Origin of the sequence: Rhodococcus sp. MEB041, assembly GCF_030208955.1 — a bacterium.
Lineage (GTDB): Bacteria > Actinomycetota > Actinomycetes > Mycobacteriales > Mycobacteriaceae > Rhodococcoides.
The window spans coordinates 653,159-671,645 of record NZ_JARVSZ010000002.1 but is presented as its reverse complement, the minus strand read 5'-3'; the positions used below and the strand labels follow the sequence as shown (position 1 = coordinate 671,645).

The 18,487-nt window shown below is 66.1% G+C and carries 16 protein-coding genes and 2 pseudogenes; 12 read left to right on the top strand and 6 right to left on the bottom strand.

The genetic code is table 11. From position 1 onward, the window contains the following. The first annotated feature begins 192 nt into the window (after window positions 1-192). Complete coding sequence (locus tag QRN16_RS07135) at window positions 193-573, top strand: hypothetical protein (RefSeq protein WP_285185308.1); 381 nt, start codon at window positions 193-195, stop codon at window positions 571-573. Window positions 574-620: 47 nt separating this feature from the next. On the opposite strand, the gene QRN16_RS07130 is transcribed toward QRN16_RS07135, so the two are convergent. Together QRN16_RS07130 and QRN16_RS07125 are read right to left on the bottom strand one after the other, a co-directional pair. Further along, window positions 621-2,354, bottom strand: a complete 1,734-nt coding sequence (locus tag QRN16_RS07130) for a hypothetical protein (RefSeq protein WP_285185306.1) — start codon at window positions 2,352-2,354, stop codon at window positions 621-623. Between the two features lie 21 nt (window positions 2,355-2,375). After that, window positions 2,376-2,750 (bottom strand): annotated as a pseudogene (locus tag QRN16_RS07125) (histone-like nucleoid-structuring protein Lsr2). 139 nt (window positions 2,751-2,889) lie between these two features. Between QRN16_RS07125 and QRN16_RS07120 the strand changes: the two are divergent. The 3 genes from QRN16_RS07120 to QRN16_RS07110 all read left to right on the top strand — a co-directional run bounded on the left by QRN16_RS07120 (window position 2,890) and on the right by QRN16_RS07110 (window position 5,619). Continuing rightward, window positions 2,890-3,582, top strand: coding sequence for a DUF2510 domain-containing protein (locus tag QRN16_RS07120; protein ID WP_285185305.1), 693 nt, complete (start codon window positions 2,890-2,892; stop codon window positions 3,580-3,582). Between the two features lie 308 nt (window positions 3,583-3,890). Continuing rightward, complete coding sequence (locus QRN16_RS07115; protein ID WP_285185303.1) at window positions 3,891-5,357, top strand: hypothetical protein; 1,467 nt, start codon at window positions 3,891-3,893, stop codon at window positions 5,355-5,357. Continuing rightward, complete coding sequence (locus QRN16_RS07110; protein ID WP_285185302.1) at window positions 5,350-5,619, top strand: hypothetical protein; 270 nt, start codon at window positions 5,350-5,352, stop codon at window positions 5,617-5,619. The genes QRN16_RS07115 and QRN16_RS07110 overlap by 8 nt, the downstream gene beginning before the upstream one ends. Window positions 5,620-5,874: 255 nt before the next feature. On the opposite strand, the gene QRN16_RS07105 is transcribed toward QRN16_RS07110, so the two are convergent. Both QRN16_RS07105 and QRN16_RS07100 read right to left on the bottom strand, forming a co-directional pair. Beyond that, window positions 5,875-6,258: a VOC family protein gene (locus tag QRN16_RS07105; protein WP_285186078.1), complete on the bottom strand. Its 384-nt coding sequence runs from the start codon at window positions 6,256-6,258 to the stop codon at window positions 5,875-5,877. 41 nt (window positions 6,259-6,299) lie between these two features. Further along, on the bottom strand, window positions 6,300-6,968 hold the full coding sequence (locus tag QRN16_RS07100; RefSeq protein WP_285185300.1) for a VOC family protein: 669 nt from the start codon (window positions 6,966-6,968) through the stop codon (window positions 6,300-6,302). A gap of 319 nt (window positions 6,969-7,287) precedes the next feature. Here QRN16_RS07100 and QRN16_RS07095 point away from each other — a divergent pair. The 3 genes and pseudogenes from QRN16_RS07095 to gatB all read left to right on the top strand — a co-directional run. After that, a pseudogene (locus QRN16_RS07095) lies at window positions 7,288-7,586 on the top strand (helix-turn-helix domain-containing protein); the annotation flags it as partial. Window positions 7,587-7,703: 117 nt separating this feature from the next. Beyond that, a complete protein-coding gene (locus tag QRN16_RS07090; RefSeq protein ID WP_027507019.1) occupies window positions 7,704-8,735 on the top strand; it encodes an ATP-dependent 6-phosphofructokinase in 1,032 nt (343 codons plus the stop codon). 44 nt (window positions 8,736-8,779) lie between these two features. Beyond that, window positions 8,780-10,297, top strand: a complete 1,518-nt coding sequence (gene gatB / locus QRN16_RS07085; protein ID WP_222649242.1) for an Asp-tRNA(Asn)/Glu-tRNA(Gln) amidotransferase subunit GatB — start codon at window positions 8,780-8,782, stop codon at window positions 10,295-10,297. A gap of 60 nt (window positions 10,298-10,357) precedes the next feature. On the opposite strand, the gene QRN16_RS07080 is transcribed toward gatB, so the two are convergent. Further along, window positions 10,358-11,500, bottom strand: coding sequence for a PQQ-dependent sugar dehydrogenase (locus QRN16_RS07080; RefSeq protein ID WP_027507017.1), 1,143 nt, complete (start codon window positions 11,498-11,500; stop codon window positions 10,358-10,360). A 58-nt stretch (window positions 11,501-11,558) separates the two neighbouring features. Here QRN16_RS07080 and QRN16_RS07075 point away from each other — a divergent pair, with 58 nt between their 5' ends. Continuing rightward, window positions 11,559-12,392 (top strand): DoxX family protein, encoded by an 834-nt coding sequence (locus tag QRN16_RS07075; protein ID WP_197027855.1) that lies wholly within the window; start codon window positions 11,559-11,561, stop codon window positions 12,390-12,392. Between the two features lie 69 nt (window positions 12,393-12,461). Here QRN16_RS07075 and QRN16_RS07070 read toward each other — a convergent pair whose 3' ends face one another. Continuing rightward, window positions 12,462-12,953 (bottom strand): PH domain-containing protein, encoded by a 492-nt coding sequence (locus QRN16_RS07070; protein WP_162246770.1) that lies wholly within the window; start codon window positions 12,951-12,953, stop codon window positions 12,462-12,464. A 274-nt stretch (window positions 12,954-13,227) separates the two neighbouring features. Here QRN16_RS07070 and QRN16_RS07065 point away from each other — a divergent pair, with 274 nt between their 5' ends. The 4 genes from QRN16_RS07065 to serA all read left to right on the top strand — a co-directional run bounded on the left by QRN16_RS07065 (window position 13,228) and on the right by serA (window position 18,480). Then, window positions 13,228-15,156 carry an acetolactate synthase large subunit gene (locus QRN16_RS07065; RefSeq protein ID WP_051613648.1) on the top strand — a complete coding sequence of 643 codons (1,929 nt, stop codon included), beginning with the start codon at window positions 13,228-13,230 and terminating at the stop codon, window positions 15,154-15,156. Then, window positions 15,153-15,656, top strand: coding sequence for an acetolactate synthase small subunit (ilvN, locus tag QRN16_RS07060; RefSeq protein WP_027507015.1), 504 nt, complete (start codon window positions 15,153-15,155; stop codon window positions 15,654-15,656). The genes QRN16_RS07065 and ilvN overlap by 4 nt, the downstream gene beginning before the upstream one ends. A 79-nt stretch (window positions 15,657-15,735) precedes the next feature. Then, window positions 15,736-16,737, top strand: coding sequence for a ketol-acid reductoisomerase (gene ilvC / locus QRN16_RS07055; RefSeq protein WP_027507014.1), 1,002 nt, complete (start codon window positions 15,736-15,738; stop codon window positions 16,735-16,737). Window positions 16,738-16,884: 147 nt separating this feature from the next. Next, entirely contained in the window at window positions 16,885-18,480 is a 1,596-nt protein-coding gene (serA, locus tag QRN16_RS07050; protein WP_285185288.1) for a phosphoglycerate dehydrogenase, read from the top strand. The last annotated feature ends 7 nt before the right edge of the window (window positions 18,481-18,487 follow it).

Sequence of the window (18,487 nt, the reverse complement as noted above, 5' to 3'; positions counted from 1 at the left end):
TTGACCAGCCCAGACACCCCGTAGAAGCGCGGAAGGCGCACCGTCCGATGACCGGACCACACCGCACGACACATCACCGACGACGACTGCACCTCCGCGCCACAGTCCGCGGCCACCGCGGCGATAACGACCCTTCCCTGGGCCGACCTCAAACCGGTCGACCTACACACGTTCTTCTACGCGATCCGCCTGGTGCGCAGCACCATCACCGCCGCGTCTCCCCTCGCCGACGCCCTGGACGCCGCGCACCAGGCCCTCGACCGAGCAGCCGACAGTTGGTACGCCCAGCTTGACCGCCATCCCGATGCCGCGGCGATGGAAGCACGCGGAGCGGGCGACGAGCTGCGCGACGTCCTGCAACTGTCGCGGTGCACCTGCCAGGACAGCAGCGATCTGGACAGTCGCGTCCTACAAACGGTGCTGTTCGACGCCTCGAACGCACTCGGGGAGTACCTGGAGACTCATGCCAGGCCCCCGGTTCCCTGGGAGGTCGGGCAAGGCCCCGCGGCTGTCGAGCAGCTCGCGCGCGCCAAGGTAGTGGTCGTGACCGCGGCCGTAGTCATGCGCGACTGAACTCGGTTCCAGTGATCGGGTGAGCCTCTTCCCGCATGCCTGGCCGTCTACTTATCGAGTTCCCCCGCGGGCAATGAGGGGTAGGGAAGGTGGGGTATCCCCTGGATGGACCAGGGCGTCACCTCGGTCACATTGCGCACGCGCTGAGGCATGTAGGCGAGAAATACTGTGTCGTCTGCACCCTCGACAGAGAATTTGGTAACCCCGTTCTCGTCCGGTTCGGATGTGGGTGTGATGTTGGCATTGGGGTGGTACAGGAACACGTGATCCCTGATGGTGATGTCTCGTCCGAAGAGAACGATCTTGAACTCTTTGAACGTGAGCAGCGCTGTTCGGGGGTTATCGCCGTCGATAGTGGTTTTGGGGTGACTGTCGCCCTTGAATCTCCACAGCGGGACCGGTGCGATTCCACCGTTGAGGATGATGAGGAGCGCCTTGGTCCACGCTCGGTCTTCAGCGGAAACGGTGGACGGCATTGGAAAGATGCATGTCGTACGGTCCTGAAGGGTGTCGATCTCCGCTGCGGTCTCTCCATATGACTTCAGGTCGTCGTCGATTTCGCCACTATGGCTGTTCGTGCTCATTGCGAACCTCAGATCGTTCAAGCTCGCTTCGAGGCGTGAGCTTAATCGGACACCGTAAAGAAAGGATATCCCGCGGGAAACATCACGTGGATCGCATCCAGCGAAATCGAGTTTCATGTCTACCCGCCCCCCTTGTCCGTTGTCCAGAGGAAGCGTGAGAGTGATATTCACCGACCGATAGAACGTTGCTTGAATGGAGAGTCCCGCAGCACCGCATGCAACCCGCGTCACCTCGCCGTCATGGACAGATGGGTGTTCGCCCTCGATGTCGATTGCAGACAAAATCATACGTGCGCCGGTGTACTCGCTTATAGGGGACGCCTCGCCGAACTCGATAGTCCGCCAGTCGTCGGGGGGGACGATGGACTTTGGCCCGGTCCACTCGATGTCATGGACCGCTTGTTCCGGAACGGTGACCGTTCCAGGGATGCCGAAGCCGACGACGTTCTCAAAGGCTGCGCGCGTCGCTTCGTCCATAGCGGCCGGGTCGACGACAAGTCGGACGCCTAGCGGGCTCTTTTCCTGCGCTTTGGGATGTTTGGCGACGGGATAAAAAGTAAAGCCGCCGGACGCGTTGGTATCAAAGCCAAGTGTCCAGTGTTCGTCAAGTTCTGCGACGACTCTGTTTAGCTTGCATAGGCGGCTAGAGAGATCGCTGACGCCTCCCTCAAGGGTGGCCTCTTCGGCGTGGAACAATCGCACCAGGCTCTCGAAATGGTCATCGCGTGAGAAGCGTGCGAGAAGGTCCGAGTGTCTGGTCAACAGGTGCGATTCAAGGTGGGGACCATCCATCAGATCGAAGTCCGGTGGGCTGGACACCGTTGTCAGTACATCGGATTTTACCCATTCGTAGATTGTGTCGGTGTACTTACAGGGGATGACCAAGATCCATTTGTCTGGGACCTTTTGTTTTTTATTCTTTGGTTTAGTGACTGATTCGAATGATCTTTTGATTTGGGCTTTACGTGACTGATCTTTGGTTGAGAATCCGTCGGTATAAAACTTCAACTGGTAGATCAACGTGTGGTTGGGGTAGTAAACCCCGATATCGATACCGCCATCACCGCCGGCGTCGTTTGGTATCCGCACCACGTCGGCGTCTTTGTGATCGCGAATAAGCATCTGCTCCACGATCCAGTCGAATGAGTCCTGTCCGATCAGTTCCCAGTTCGGTTTGCCCTCTGCGGGTCCGTCCATGTCATGGGCCTCTCTGTTTGCTCAGTGAGCTGCGTCGAACGCTTCGACGACCGCAGCCGGGATCCGGCCACGGGCACTGACCTCCTATCCGTTGCTGTTGGCCCACTCTCGGATCGCCCGTGTCTGCTCAGGGTCGCGCTTCGCTGAGCTCTTGGTGGCGGCCTCGGAGGCAGCGCGGACAGCAGAGGTATGCCCACCGCGCTTGCGGCCGCCGATCTTCGCCGCGTGCTCGATGTAGTAGCCGAGCGCCTTCCGGAACTTCTCGGCGTTCTTGTCCTTCAGGTCGATCGCGTAGTCGACGCCGTCGACGGAGAACTCGATCGACTCTCCGGTGCCGTCGGCGATGATGCTCCCGTCGATGTCATCGGTCAGTTCGACGATCAGATTCTTTGCCACGGTGCGAGGTACCTGTCTCTCGGTCAAGGGTGCGTTCGGCAACTCGCTCACCGTCCCACGAATGCGCTGTTCGACCGGGGGACCGATTCGGTGTGTCGACATTCAGACTCGGGGGTCGAGCACCTGGGAGACTTCACCCATGACGACACCTACCCCCGGCTGGTACTCGGACCCCGACCCGGCCAACGTCGGCGGACAGCGATTCTGGGACGGCACGCAGTGGACCAACCAGGCCACTCCAGGTGCGTCCGCACCGGCGCCGCCGCCGACTGCACCAGGGGGACAGCAGGGCGGAAGCAATTGCGGCCTCAAGATCTTCCTGGCGATCGCGGCTGCCGCGTTGCTGCTTGTTGGCATCGGCTCGGTGTTCGGATTGGGGGAGGAAGAAGGCGAGAGCGACCAGGCGTTGGCCACAACATCTGAGTCGCCGGCCTCCACGACCACGCGTGCACCCGCTGCAGTGCCGCCACGAACAACGACACCGGCTCCTGTCCCGGCGTCCGCGGCGACGGTGCCGGCCGACTGTCTCGACGTCCCGAGCGACGTCCTCGCGGCGATCAACGCATCACTCGAGACGAGCGGCTATGAGCTGGGTTCCCCCGCGGCGTACGACGACGGCGACACCCTCTACGTCGCGGGAGAGATCGTCGAGCTGCAGGACGGCGGGATCCGCTCACGAGACGACGTGTTCGCCCAGCAGGGACCGTTCCTGACCCCGGTCACGGTCACGGCACGCAATGAGTCGAACCTGCTCGATCTGCACGACCAACTAGGACTCGACTTTCTCGACCCGGGTTCGCAGGCTGCTGCGGACTGCGCGCGCACCTACTGAACGTGGGTCTGTCTGCTGTTGCCGTGACGGTCTGAATACCTGCGCAAGCTGCCGGCGAGCGTCATCCTCGAACTGCTGCTCTTCTCAGCCCTCGTCGTCGGCGCTTTTTACGGTCTGTTCAAGCTGCTCAGCGCCCTGAGTAGGTACACAGAACGACTCTGAGCACCTCATATCGCTGGGTTCGATGCATTAGGTTTCTGCAGAAATGACCGGTATCGATGCTTCAATGAGGCATGACAGGAGTCGTGCCTGAGGAACCAGAAGAGGCCGATCCTCTACACGCGCGAGTAGTCGTGCTGGACACGAACATGTCCAGCAAGGGAAACTTCGACGCGTCGTGGGTTGAAAAACTCGCGGCCCGCCTCGCACCCTTCGGGGTGACGTTGTGGGTACCTCAGATAGTTGTCTGGGAGTGGGCCGAGCACGCTGCAGCCGCACAGAACGAGGTGCTGCCGACGTTGCGCGCGCTCGACCGTCTCGACATCCCTGGTATGGCAACTGGTCCGTGGCTCACAGCGCCCGAGATTAGCGACCGGATAGAAGCCCGGCTGAGGGCAATGCCGAACGTCGAAGTCGTCCCAGCGCACGGCCCGTCCGCCGTCCAGGCCATCAAGGACCAGGTTCTTCAGACAGGTCCGGGTACCCGAAAGAGCAAGGTCAAGACAGGCGCCGCTGATTCCGCGCTGGTGCGCGACGCGGTAGAACATCTCGGTGGGCGTCGACTTGGCGAGCTGGCGATTCTCAGTGGCAACTCGGGGGATATGCGCAAAACTCTGGACACAATACCTCGCGGTAACACCGTCGAGGTGTTCACCAACGAGCCGGCTTTGATCAACGGCCTCAAGTCTTTCCGCGCCGCCTTGCAGAGGCAGGAAACCGAACGTAGGCAGGAGGACGTCAAGGTCCGCAACAGCATCGTCGAGCATTTCCAGCGCGAAGAGCAAGAGCTGCGAGACGACGACGATGGACACGGTGTCCCCACCGAGTCGTGGGTCACCGAGCTGGTCACCGATCTTGGCCTGGAGGCTTTACCGACTTACAACCGCGGCCAGTTCGACCAGGTCACCAGCGTGCAGGTCCATCCGAACTCTCATGTTGTAGGCATCTCCGGCGTGAGCATCGATGACTCCGAGGCGGGAAGTACTCGCTACGCCGCGTTCGATCTGACACTGGAAACCGTTGTTCAGATAGAGGGCTACACCCTTGACGGCGACGGGTCGATCGTCATGGGCAGCGACGAGGTGGACACCCTCCTCGAAGTCGGATGCGTCGCAGAACTGGATGGCTCCGAGGTGGTGGGAGTCCGTCAGGTCGAAAAAGCGATCGCGAGCGACATGGTCCTGGACTTTGGCGACGAAGGCGACGCGCGGGACTGGCTGGCCGACTACGTATGTGCGGCGACCAACGCCCAGATCAAGGACGAGCCGTTCGTGTGGGGGAATCTGCCTGAGCAAAAGACGCTCGTCACTCCGACCGGTGAGGTTGTCGCAAGCATCTATTTCGAGGAACCCCATCACGATGATCGGGCAGACGGCTCAGTGTGGACCGCTACCTTCTGCCTGGGACCCGCCAACGATCCTCTAGTTGTAGGTGCAATCGACTGCATACACGACGTGTCCGCCCAGGTGCCGACCGGAGACGGTGACTATTACGACATGTACCCCGCGTACAGGTTGCGCCCGGACGGTCCCGACTTGATCAGGTTGCTCAACGATGTGGCAGACGCCGTGGTTGAAGCAGAAATAGACATTTCACGAGAGGATCCCGATGAGTAACACCGACGCCGTAACAGAGCTGTCCGAGCTTGCCCGACGGGCAGCCTGGGGCCTGATGAAGGGCGGAGACCTGGACGCAATGGATAGCGGCAAGAACACACTGCTCTTGAGGCTGGACATTCTGGAGGCTGCCGCTCGGGCCGGCATCGTGGTCGATCTCGATGAGCACGGGATCGGCACGATCTATACGCGTGAGGAACTAACCGAACTCGACAAAGACTTCCGGCCGCGCGATCCCGCAACTGGTCGCGTCGTTCGCTAGTTCGTCGATCGTTTGTCCGTGTTAATGGAACTGGTGCCGCCCCGTAACCCAGGGGAGCGAAGCGCGGTTCCAGGGTCGCGCTCTGCGCGAGGACGAGGTGGCGTTCCTGTAGCGGGTCCGTTCGATGGGGTGCCTCCGGGCCGACTGGCTGGGGGCTTTCCGCGTTTCCGGGTCCGCGTGCACGTCTTGCATATCGTCGTGCCCACACCAGCGGGGCGTCCTCTGTCACCGTGCCGCGGCATGGAGACAAGAACCTCACGTGTCGTTCCTTGGGACGGGTGCGAGTACGACACGCCAGCCGTCGGGATCCTCGAAGGTGACGGCGTCGAGGTGCGTCCAGTAGGGATTCGACGCGGCCACCGGGTCGATACCGGCGTCTCGACAACGCCGACACACCGCATCGAGCGATGCGCGAGCGTCGAAGTACAGAACCAACAGGTTGTCGTCCGACGGAGCCGGGCAGGGGCCGCCGCCGATGTGCGCCGTGAACTCCAATTGGTATCCCACGCTCGGCATTCCGAGGATGACGCCGTCGTACCCAGCGTGGTCGGTGAAGCGGGCCAATTCCGGGAGACCGAGAGTATCGCGATAAAAGGCGACAACTTCGGTGAGTCGATCGGTCGGCCGGGCGACACGCACACGTGCGACGGGAAGGTCGTGAGGCCACTCTGCCGGACTCGTCACTGGCCGGACCACACCATCGAGGTAATGAAGAAAGGGTGTCCGGCCGGGTCGAGAAGTACCGCCCACCGAGAGTCCGGCTGTAATGCGGACTGTCGTGCACCACAGGTTTCTGCGTACCGAACCGCGCCGGCGAGGTTGTTGCCGGCGTCGATGTCGAGATGCACCAGCGCGGTTCCCGGCCACTCGGGCGGTGAGTACTCGTCGATCTTCTGCGCTACCAGGACGAGCCCCTCAGCGGTGCGCATCCCGGACGCCTGGTCGTCGTCCCAGAGTCGACGACCACCGAGTAGAGCTAGATAGAACCGAATGAGTTCCTTCGGATCCGCACAATCCAGAGAAATGCCTGCGGTGCGCAACGGTCCGCTCGTCGTCGCGGCGACGTCGCGCCCTCGCTTCACGACGTACCGCCGCTCGATGCCCGCCGTGCGTGTGCCCCACTCGCTCGACGCGGCCCGCTCCTGATGCTGGGCGAACGCGTCGTCGTCGGTGAAGTACTCGTCCACCTGCCACACGAGGGGATCGTCGCTCTGGCGGACATCGAAGGACACGCAGCCGGGTTCTGCCCGGGTCAGCTCGATGTGATCGGGCAGGCACTCCGACACGACCGCCAGCTCGGCATCGCTCCTACAGACCAGCTGACCGCTGAGGTGGACGTGCGGGCTCATGCGCTGCTCCTCGTTACGTGCCACTGGACGGGTACAACGACTATTCTCCCGCCGCGCCCGTATCCCGGTGTTCGCGCACCCAATCTTGCGCGTCGCACGCGTGTTGCTCGGCGAATTCGCGTGCGAGGGCGAGCCGGGAAGTGAGCACGAGGGCCCCGCTTTCCGTAATCCACGGTGTGGACACCTCATAGTCGACAGGCGCTCGGGGGCACCGCGATCGATGCGCTCTTCCATGGACCCGAATGGACTGTGCGGCCCGAACTTTCATGCAGAAGTTGGGCTTTCAGCGCGTCGGAGCGGTGGGTGACCGAGTGGCACGGTCCGAGTCGTCGCTGCCGGCGATGCGTTGTTGGCTCCGTCGGTGACCAGGCGCCTAATCCGGGACGTCATGCGACGGGACGCGCGCGTCGACCTCGTCGCGTCGTTGACGCCGCGTGAAGTCGAGGTTCTCGAGCTCGTCGCGGGCGGTCTGTCGAATGCCGAGATCGCCGCGCGACTCGTCCTCGCCGAACAGACCTCGAGACCCACGTCAGCAAGGTTCTGGGCAAACTCGGTCTGCGGGATCGAGCGCAGGCCGTCTTCGTGGCGTACGAGAGCGGCGTCGTCACGCCCGGGTGATCGCACTCGGAATATGTGAGTCCGACCGCACCGATCCGGCCCGGGCGTAGCAAGATGGTGCCCAGCACATAGCGGGCACCGCTCGCGATGAACCGGCACAGTGAGAGGTTTCGGACCATGCGTATCGGAGTACTGACCGGCGGCGGCGACTGCCCGGGACTCAACGCGGTCATCAGGGCCGTCGTACGCACGGCGGACGCCCGCTACGGGTCGTCGGTGGTCGGATTCCTCGACGGCTGGCGCGGCCTGCTCGAGGACCGTCGTATCCAACTGCGCAACGACGATCGCAACGATCGACTGCTCACCAAGGGCGGCACCATCCTGGGGACCGCACGCGTCAATCCCGAGAAGCTGCGGGCGGGGCTCGACCAGATCAAGCAGACGATGGACGACAACGGCATCGACGTGCTCATCCCCATCGGCGGCGAGGGCACGTTGACCGCCGGACACTGGCTGTCGCAGGAGGGCGTGCCCGTCATCGGGGTTCCCAAGACCATCGACAACGACATCGACTGCACCGACGTCACGTTCGGTTTCGACACGGCACTCACCATCGCCACCGACGCGATCGATCGGCTGCACAGCACCGCCGAGTCCCACCAGCGCGTCATGCTCGTCGAGGTGATGGGGCGGCACGCCGGCTGGATCGCGCTGCACTCCGGCCTCGCGTCCGGCGCGCACATGACACTGATCCCCGAGCAGCCCTTCGACGTCCAGGAGGTGTGCGATCTGGTGAAGAAGCGGTTCCAGCGCGGGGACTCCCACTTCATCTGCGTCGTCGCCGAGGGAGCGACGCCCAAGGAGGGGTCGATGGAGATCCGCGACGGAGGAATCGACGAGTTCGGCCACGTCCGGTTCACCGGTGTCGCACAGCAATTGGGCGTCGAGATCGAACGCCGCATCAACAAGGAGGTCCGCACCACGGTGCTGGGCCACGTGCAGCGCGGCGGCAAGCCCACTCCGTACGACCGCGTCCTCGCCACCCGTTTCGGCGTCAACGCCGTCGACGCCGTGCACGCGGGGGAGAAGGGCAAGATGGTCTCCCTCCAGGGCGCCGAGATCGGCCTGGTGGACCTCGAGGAGGCCGTCCGCCAGCTCAAGCGGGTTCCCGAGAGTCGCTACCTGGACGCGGCCGCCTTCTTCGGCTGACACCGAGGGGGTTCGGCCCACCGGTCCGCAGTAAACTCGGCACCATGACTGCTGCCACCTCATCGCACTCGACGAGCCTGATGGATTACGACGAGGTGATCTCCCGGTACGACCCCGTGCTGGGCATGGAGGTGCACGTCGAGCTCGGTACCGCCACCAAGATGTTCTGTGGGTGCCCCACCGAGTTCGGTGCCGAGCCCAACACCCAGGTGTGTCCGGTGTGCCTCGGCCTGCCGGGTGCGCTGCCGGTGGTCAACGCGGCTGCCGTCGAGTCCGCCATCCGGATCGGCCTCGCGCTGAACTGCTCCATCACGCCGTGGGGTCGGTTCGCGCGGAAGAACTACTTCTACCCGGACCAGCCGAAGAACTACCAGATCTCGCAGTACGACGAGCCGATCGCCACCGAGGGCTATCTCGACGTGGTGCTCGACGACGGGTCCACGTGGCGGGTCGACATCGAGCGCGCCCACATGGAGGAGGACACCGGCAAGTCGTTGCACGTCGGCGGCGCCACCGGTCGTATCGACGGAGCGAGTCACTCACTGCTGGACTACAACCGGGCCGGTGTGCCTCTCGTCGAGATCGTCACCAAGACCATCGAGGGCGCCGGCGACCGCGCGCCCGAGGTGGCCCGCGCCTACGTCACGGCGCTGCGGGAACTGATCCGCGAGCTCGGCGTGTCCGACGTGCGGATGGACCAGGGCTCGCTCCGGTGCGATGCCAACGTCTCACTGATGGAGAAGGGCGCCACCGAGTTCGGCACCCGGACCGAGACCAAGAACGTCAACTCCCTCAAGAGCGTCGAGGTCGCCGTCCGCTACGAGATGCGCCGTCAGGCAGCAGTTCTCGCGGAGGGCGGCGAGATCGTGCAGGAGACGCGGCACTTCCAGGAGGCCGACGGCAGCACGGCGCCCGGTCGCAAGAAAGAGACCGCGGAGGACTACCGCTACTTCCCGGAGCCCGATCTCGAGCCGGTCGCCCCGGACGCCGCCTGGGTCGAGGAACTGCGCGCCACCATTCCCGAGGCGCCGTGGATCACCCGCGCGCGCATCCAGAAGGAGTGGGGCTGGTCCGATCTCGTCATGCGCGACGTCGTCAACGCCGATGCGCTCGGCCTCATCACGGCGACCGTCGACGCCGGTGCGACACCCGACGCCGCCCGCAGCTGGTGGGTGGCGTACCTGTCGCAGCAGGCCAACACCCGCGGCGTCGACCTCGCGGACCTGGCGATCACCCCGGTTCAGGTGGCCCGCGTCGCCGCGCTGGTCGCCGACCGCACACTCACCAACGCCAACGCCCGCAAGGTGGTCGACGGTGTCCTCGATGGTGAGGGTGACCCCGACGCCGTCGTCGAGGCACGCGGACTCGCTGTCGTGCAAGACGATTCGGCGCTCGAGACGGCCGTGTCCGAGGCGCTCGCGGCCAACCCCTCCGTCGCGGAGAAGATCCGCGGCGGCAAGGTGCAGGCCGCCGGCGCCATCGTCGGTGCCGTCATGAAGGCGACCAAGGGCCAGGCCGACCCCGCGCGAGTCAAGGAACTCGTCATCGCCGCCTGCAGCTAGAGAGTCCGACCGACCGACCGGCCTCCCCGCCGACCGACCGACCGGCCTCCGGCCTTCCCGCTAGTCGCTCCCGCCGCCGCCGGCCGGCACCGGCACGATGACCACTCGGTCGTCCGTCGGCACCGGCTGGCCGCCGTCCTTGTTCACGGTGGTCACCCACACCTGGCCCTGAGCGCCGAGCGACGCACCACGCAGGCGGCCGTACCGGTCCTGTGCGGTGAGGGTCGGCGGCGTCGTCACCGCGTTGGTGTCCGGGTCCACGGGAACCAGTGCCAGCGCACGGGCACCGGACATCGACACGGCCACCGAGCCGGGTGCGGCCGCGCATCCGCCGACGCCCGGCTTGTCCGGCCACGTCCACACGGGACTGACGACGGCACCCTCGGGCGTGATGCGGGACAGCCGGTCCTCGGTGGCCGTCGCATCGGTCACCCAGGTGCTGCCCGTGGCGTCGATGCAGACGTCGCCGGCGCGGCCGATGCCGCTCATGACGACGCGGGGAGCCGAGGTGGAGTCGACACGCGGGTCGGTGACGGCCAGAACCTTGCCTGCGAGCGACGCCGGGTTCGCCGCAGCGGCGGGATCGCCCCCGTCGCCGGTGATCACCCGGAGTTCGTCGGGTGACGAGAAATCGAGGGCACCCGAGCTGGTGGTCCCGCGGGGGATGCCGGCGAGCACGGTCTTCGGGACGTCTCCCGCCGCGATGCGTACCACGCGGTTGTCGGTCGCCGTCGTGATGTACGCGTAGAGGAGGCGGTCCTCGTCGTAGGTGGGGGACAGCGTGATGTCGAGCAGTCCGCCGTCGCCGTCGCCGTCGACCGGGACGGTCACGACGGGTCGGGGTGCCTGGCCCGGAGCCACCTGGAAGATGGTGCCGGTGCGACGCTCGCCGACCAGGGCCGATGCCCCGCCGGGGAGGACGACGAGGCCGGACAGGGTGTCGAGACAGGTCGCGACCACGTTGGGATCCGGATCCACGCAGGGCCCGGTGGCCGGTGACGGCGCGGGCGGCGTGCTGGAACCCGGCGCTCCCGGCTCCACCGGTTCGATGTCGGCAGCGCCGAACGTGGGTTCGGGGGAGAACTCCGTCGAGGCGGAGTCGTCGAAGCGTGCGCATCCCGCGGAGGCCGTGACGATCGCCATCACCGCCGCGCCGAGCACGAACGATCGCCGGGCCGCGCGCCGAGTCCCACCCACTGTCATGAGATCCCACGGTACGGGTCGCGCCTGCGCCGGGAACGGGCCCGCCGCATCTACGCTGATGCACGTGAGTGAGAAGTCCGATGACACAGGCCGTTCCCCGTCCGGTTACGAGCCGGCGGCGAGTCCCTACGACCAGCCGACCGAGCGGATAGGCGGGGGCAGCGGAGCACAGCTCCCGCGCACCGACGACGAACTCGACGCCGACCGGTCGCGTACCGCGCATCCCACCGAGAAGCTCACCGGCTACCCCGGTGACACGACGACGGCGAGTCGCACCGAACCGGCCTACGACGACAGCGCGACGCGCGCGATCCCGGTGGCAGGAACCGACCGCACGGCGACCCCGGCCGAGGTGCGGCCCGAGGTGGTCCCGGAGCGTCGCGGCACGCTCGATCTCGGACTGCTGATCCTGCGCGTGAGCGTCGGCGCGATCGTGCTTGTGCACGGTCTGCAGAAGCTCACGGGATGGTTCGACGGTCCCGGGCTCTCGGGCTTCCAGGAGATCGTCGCCGGGTCCGGCTACGACCAGGCACGTCTGCTGTCCATTCTCGGTGCGGTCGGCGAGGTCGCCGGCGGTGCGCTGCTGATCCTCGGCCTGGCCACGCCTCTCGCGGGTGCCGCAGTCCTCGCCGTCATGATCAACGCCTGGCTCGTGCGTCAGGTCGGCGAGCCGGGGTTGCAGTTCTTCGCCCCTGCAGGTGTCGAGTACGAGACGCTGCTGGTGCTGGCGTCGGCGTCCATCATCCTCACGGGCCCCGGACGGATCGCCGTGGACGGCGGACGTGGATGGGCGCGCCGCCCCTTCATCGGGTCGTTCCTCGCGTTGGCCATCGGCATCGGCGGTGCTGCAGCGCTGTGGATCTTCCTGAACGGCGCCGACCCCTTCGCCTGATCCGTGCGTCACCGTCCACAACTCGGCCGGATCGACGGGATTCCGTCGATCCGGCCGAGTTGTGGTCGTTCAGGCCCGCGGTTCGGCCTCGTCCTGCTCGACGGCGGACTCGGCCTCGACCGGCTCGTCCTGAGCGGGCTCCTCGACCGGCGACGGATCCGGCACCGCGCCGCCGCTCGCCGCGGACAGAAGCGGGAGCTTGTCGACGGTCACGCCCGGCATCCGGACGGTCGAGCCGTCCTCGAGGGTCGCCTTGCCCCACCCGAGCTTCGGGAACAGCAGTCCCGTCACGGACGACCACGGCACCGTGGTGGAACGGAACGCCCGGCGCGAGACGAACCGCTCCGGAGTGACGGTGGTCCGGACGCGGATGATCCAGTACCCCAGCAGGACCGGGAGCGCGAGCATCCACCCGAAGAGCTCCGGCGCCCCGACCACGGGGAACGTGACCCCGAACAGGAACAGCGCCACGCCGGACAGCGCCAGGGCCGGGATGCGGAACACCGTGGGGGCCGCGGGGGAGGCGTCGGAAGTGGGGCTCTCGGTATGGGAGACTGTCACCGGTGGTTCGGACTGCTGCGAAGACGACACCCCTCCATCTTCGCACTGCATAACGCCATCCCACATAATGGGACAACGAGTTCGGTAAGTTTGACTGGCACCGCATCACGCGCCTAACGTCACACGCGTGAAGCGTGAAGAGTTCCTCGTAATCGGCAGGCGCGTCGTCGCCTGAGCCGAAACGTCTTCACGCTCAGCCACGACGCGCCACCCTCGTACAGCATCTGCTGGCGAGGGTTTTTTCTTGCCCGGATGAAGTTCTAAGGAAGCACCAGTGAGCGCACCCACCGCCCGGCCCGGCCCGGCACCACGCAAGGCTCCGCCCGCCGCCGATCGTCCCACTCCGTCCGCGACGCCGCAGCGTCGTCCCCTCGCGCCCGAGCGCGTGACCGGAGCGAAGTCCGTCGTCCGCGCACTCGAGGAGCTCGAGGTCGACGTCGTCTTCGGCATTCCCGGTGGTGCCGTACTTCCCGTCTACGATCCGCTGCTCGACTCGGCGAAGGTCCGGCACGTGCTGGTGCGACACGAGCAGGGTGCCGGCCACGCCGCCACCGGCTACGCGCAGGCCACCGGCCGCGTCGGCGTGTGCATCGCGACGTCCGGTCCCGGCGCCACCAACCTGGTGACGCCGCTGGCCGATGCGCAGATGGACTCCGTCCCGGTCGTCGCCATCACCGGACAGGTCGGCCGCGCGCTGATCGGTACCGACGCCTTCCAGGAAGCCGACATCTCGGGCATCACGATGCCCGTCACCAAGCACAACTTCCTCATCACCGACCCGCTCGACATCCCGCGCATGATCGCCGAGGCCTTCTACCTGGCGTCCTCAGGACGACCGGGCGCGGTGCTCGTCGACATCCCGAAGGACGTCCTGCAGGCGCAGACCACCTTCTCGTGGCCGCCGGAGATGAAGCTGCCGGGCTACCGCCCGGTGACGAAGCCGCACGGCAAGCAGGTGCGTGAGGCCGCGCGGCTCATCGCGGCAGCGAAGAAGCCGGTGCTGTACTGCGGCGGCGGCATCATCAAGTCGAACTCGTCGCCCGAGCTCCTCGAGCTGGCGGAGCTCACCGGCATCCCCGTCGTGACGACGCTGATGGCACGCGGCGTCTTCCCGGACAGCCACGACCTGAACCTCGGTATGCCCGGCATGCACGGCACCGTGGCCGCGGTAGCCGCACTGCAGAAGAGTGATCTGCTGATCACGCTCGGTGCTCGCTTCGACGACCGCGTGACCGGACAGCTCGATTCCTTCGCCCCCGAGGCGAAGGTCGTCCACGCCGACATCGATCCCGCCGAGATCGGCAAGAACCGGTTCGCCGACGTGCCGATCGTGGGCGACTGCCGCGAGGTCATCGTCGAGCTCATCGAGGCCATCCGTGCGGACCAGGCCACCGGCACCGCGCTGGATCTCGCCGACTGGTGGACCTACCTCGACAACGTGCGGCGCACCTACCCGCTGAGCTACGACCGTCCGTCGGACGGTGCGATGTCGCCCGAGTTCGTGATTCAGTCGATCGGCAAGTTCGCCGGACCCGACGCGATCTACTGCGCCGGGGTCGGACAGCACCAGATGTGGGCCGCTCAGTTCATCAGTTACGAGAAGCCGCGGACGTGGCTCAACTCGGGTGGACTCGGCACGATGGGCTACGCGGTCCCGGCTGCGATGGGCGCCAAGATGGGTCTGCCCGACACCGAGGTCTGGGCCATCGACGGTGACGGCTGCTTCCAGATGACCAACCAGGAGCTCGCGACCTGTGCGGTCGAGGGCATCCCGATCAAGGTCGCCGTCATCAACAACGGCAACCTCGGCATGGTGCGGCAGTGGCAGACGCTCTTCTACGAGGAGCGCTACTCCAACACCGAGCTCGGCACGCACGGCGCCGTCCGCATCCCCGACTTCCTCAAGCTCGCCGAGGCGCTGGGATGCGTCGGACTGCGGTGCGAGCGTGAGGAGGACGTCGACGCGGTGATCGCGCAGGCGCGTGCGATCAACGATCGACCGGTCGTCATCGACTTCATCGTCGGCAAGGACGCCCAGGTGTGGCCGATGGTCGCTGCGGGCACCGGCAACTCCGAGATCATGGCCGCCCGCGGCATCCGTCCTCTGTTCGACAACGACGAGGAAGCTGCGCAGGAGCCCGGCTCGGTCGGCGACGTCACCGAGGCGGCCCAGGGCGCGAATTCGAAAGGCATCGACCTGTGAGCACCAGTCACACCCTGAGCGTTCTCGTCGAGGACAAGCCGGGCGTGCTCGCACGCGTGGCGTCGCTGTTCTCGCGCCGCGGGTTCAACATCGCCTCCCTCGCGGTGGGCGGCACCGAGGTGCCCGAGATCTCGCGCATGACCATCGTCGTCACGGTCGACGAGTTCCCGCTCGAGCAGGTGACGAAGCAGCTGAACAAGCTCGTCAACGTCATCAAGATCGTCGAGCAGGAAGCCGACTCGTCGGTCGCCCGTGAGCTCGTGCTCATCAAGGTCCGCGCCGACGCGAGCGTGCGGAGCGAGGTCATCGAGACGGTGAACCTGTTCCGCGCCAAGGTCATCGACGTCTCGCCGGAGGCAGTCACCGTCGAGGCGACCGGTACCCGCTCGAAGCTCGAGGCGTTGCTCCGGATGCTCGACCCGTACGGTGTTCGCGAGATCGTCCAGTCCGGCGTCGTCGCGGTGGGTCGTGGACCGAAGTCCATCACCGCGTCCCGCTAGTCACCCAACCCAGTAGTTTCGATTACCCGGTCACATGCGACCGGGACAGATGTAGGAGGAAACCACAGTGGCAGTCGAGATGTTCTACGACGACGATGCCGATCTCTCGATCATCCAGGGCCGCAAGGTCGCTGTGATCGGATACGGAAGCCAGGGCCATGCGCACTCGCTCAGCCTGCGCGACTCGGGCGTCGACGTCCGTATCGGTCTGAAGGAAGGCTCCAAGTCGCGTGACAAGGCTGCCGAGCAGGGCCTCGGCGTGGGCACGCCGGCGGAGGTCTCCGAGTGGGCCGACGTCATCATGCTGCTCGCTCCGGACACCGCCCAGGCGCAGATCTTCAAGGACGACATCGAGCCCAACCTCAAGGACGGCGACGCGCTGTTCTTCGGCCACGGCCTGAACATCCACTTCAAGCTCATCGAGGCCCCGGCCAACATCACCGTCGGCATGGTCGCCCCCAAGGGACCCGGCCACCTCGTGCGCCGTCAGTTCGTCGACGGCAAGGGTGTTCCCGCCCTGATCGCCGTCGACCAGGATCCGAAGGGTGAGGGCCAGGCTCTCGCGCTGTCCTACGCCCGCGGCATCGGCGGCACGCGTGCCGGCGTCATCAAGACCACGTTCAAGGAAGAGACCGAGACCGACCTCTTCGGTGAGCAGGCCGTGCTGTGCGGCGGTACCGAGGAGCTGGTGAAGACCGGCTTCGAGGTCATGGTCGAGGCCGGCTACGCGCCCGAGATGGCGTACTTCGAGGTGCTGCACGAGCTCAAGCTCATCGTCGACCTCATGTACGAGGGCGGCATCGCGCGCATGAACTACTCGGTGTCCGACACCGCGGAGTTCGGCGGCTACCTCTCCGGGCCGCGCGTCATCGATGCCGGCACCAAGGAGCGCATGAAGGCGATCCTGGCCGACATCCAGTCGGGCGAGTTCACCAAGCGCCTCGTGGCCAACGTCGAGAACGGCAACACCGAGCTCGAGGGCCTGCGAAAGCAGAACGCCGAGCACCCCATCGAGGTCACGGGCAAGAAGCTGCGCGACCTCATGAGCTGGGTCGACCGTCCCATCACCGAGACGGCCTGACTCTCGCATTCCTGACACGGGGCACCCGCGGTCGAGTTCCTCGACCTCGGGTGCCCTGCGTCGGGTCGCGGCTCGGCCACTAGGCTGACGCCCGCACGAATCCGGAACCACACCTCTTCTCCGTCACCTGATCAGGGAGTTCTCCACGTGAGCCAGCCAGGCCGCCCCGTCGTCCTCATCGCCGACAAACTTGCGCAGTCCACCGTCGAGGCTCTCGGCGACGGAGTCGAGGTCCGGTGGGTGGACGGTCCGGATCGTCCGGCCCTCCTCGCCGCGGTCCCCGATGCCGACGCCATCCTGGTCCGCTCCGCGACCACGGTCGATGCCGAGGTGCTCGCTGCCGGTACCAAGCTCAAGATCGTCGCCCGCGCCGGCGTCGGCCTGGACAACGTCGACGTCCCCGCAGCCACCGAGCGCGGCGTGCTCGTCGTCAACGCCCCCACGTCCAACATCCACACCGCTGCCGAACACGCGGTGACGCTCCTGCTCTCGGCTGCTCGCCAGATCCCCGCCGCCGACGCCACGCTGCGTCAGCACGAGTGGAAGCGCAGCAAGTTCAACGGCGTCGAGATCTTCGGCAAGACCGTCGGCGTGGTCGGGCTCGGCCGTATCGGTCAGCTCTTCGCGCAGCGTCTCGCCGCGTTCGAGACGCACATCATCGCGTACGACCCCTACGTCTCGCCGGCTCGTGCCGCGCAGCTCGGTATCGAGCTGGTCAGCCTCGACGAGCTTCTCGAGCGCGCCGACATGTTCTCCGTGCACCTGCCGAAGACCCCCGAGACGAAGGGTCTGATCGGCAGGGAGGCGCTCGCCCGGACCAAGAAGGGCGTCATCGTCGTCAACGCTGCCCGCGGTGGACTGGTCGACGAGCAGGCTCTCGCCGACGCGATCACCAGCGGCCACGTCTTCGCCGCGGGTATCGACGTCTACGCGAGCGAGCCCTGCACCGACAGCCCGCTGTTCGAGCTCCCGCAGGTCGTCGTCACCCCGCACCTCGGTGCCTCGACCACCGAGGCCCAGGACCGCGCCGGCACCGACGTCGCCAAGTCCGTCCTGCTCGCCCTCGCCGGCGAGTTCGTGCCCGACGCGGTGAACGTCTCCGGCGGTGCCGTCGGCGAGGAGGTCGCGCCGTGGCTCGACATCGTGCGCAAGCAGGGCGTCCTGCTGGGTGCCCTGTCGGACGAGCTCCCGACGTCGCTGTCCGTCGACGTGCGCGGTGAGCTGGCGTCCGAGGACGTCGACATCCTCAAGCTGTCGGCGCTGCGGGGACTGTTCTCCGCCGTCATCGAGGACGCGGTCACCTTCGTCAACGCACCGTCGCTCGCCGAGGAGCGTGGTGTCACGGCCGACGTGACCAAGGCCAGCGAGAGCCCCAACCACCGGAGCGTCGTCGACGTCCGTGCGGTCTACGGCGACGGGACCGTCGTCAACGTCGCGGGCACCCTCACCGGTCCCCAGCACGTGGAGAAGATCGTCAACATCAACGGCCGCAACTTCGATCTGCGCGCCGAGGGCAAGAACCTCATCGTGACGTACGACGACCGTCCCGGCTCGCTCGGACGCATCGGCACCGCCCTGGGCGACGCCGGTGTCGACATCGCCGCCGCGGCACTCAGCCAGGACGCGGAGGGCGGTGGCGCCACCATCCTGCTGCGCGTCGATCGTGATGTGGCGCAGGACGTTCGGGACGCCATCGCCGCCTCCGTGGGCGCGACGACCATCGAGCTGGTCGACCTGTCCTGATGTCGAC

Bases quoted from the DNA above. Each gene is read 5' to 3' on its own strand.
- QRN16_RS07130 (WP_285185306.1), bottom strand. From the start codon at position 2,354: ATGGACGGACCCGCAGAGGGCAAACCGAACTGGGAACTGATCGGACAG.
- QRN16_RS07120 (WP_285185305.1), top strand. From the start codon at position 2,890: ATGACGACACCTACCCCCGGCTGGTACTCGGACCCCGACCCGGCCAAC.
- QRN16_RS07115 (WP_285185303.1), top strand. From the start codon at position 3,891: ATGTCCAGCAAGGGAAACTTCGACGCGTCGTGGGTTGAAAAACTCGCG.
- QRN16_RS07110 (WP_285185302.1), top strand. From the start codon at position 5,350: ATGAGTAACACCGACGCCGTAACAGAGCTGTCCGAGCTTGCCCGACGG.
- QRN16_RS07100 (WP_285185300.1), bottom strand. From the start codon at position 6,968: ATGAGCCCGCACGTCCACCTCAGCGGTCAGCTGGTCTGTAGGAGCGAT.
- QRN16_RS07090 (WP_027507019.1), top strand. From the start codon at position 7,704: ATGCGTATCGGAGTACTGACCGGCGGCGGCGACTGCCCGGGACTCAAC.
- gatB (WP_222649242.1), top strand. From the start codon at position 8,780: ATGACTGCTGCCACCTCATCGCACTCGACGAGCCTGATGGATTACGAC.
- QRN16_RS07080 (WP_027507017.1), bottom strand. From the start codon at position 11,500: ATGACAGTGGGTGGGACTCGGCGCGCGGCCCGGCGATCGTTCGTGCTC.
- QRN16_RS07075 (WP_197027855.1), top strand. From the start codon at position 11,559: ATGCACGTGAGTGAGAAGTCCGATGACACAGGCCGTTCCCCGTCCGGT.
- ilvC (WP_027507014.1), top strand. From the start codon at position 15,736: ATGTTCTACGACGACGATGCCGATCTCTCGATCATCCAGGGCCGCAAG.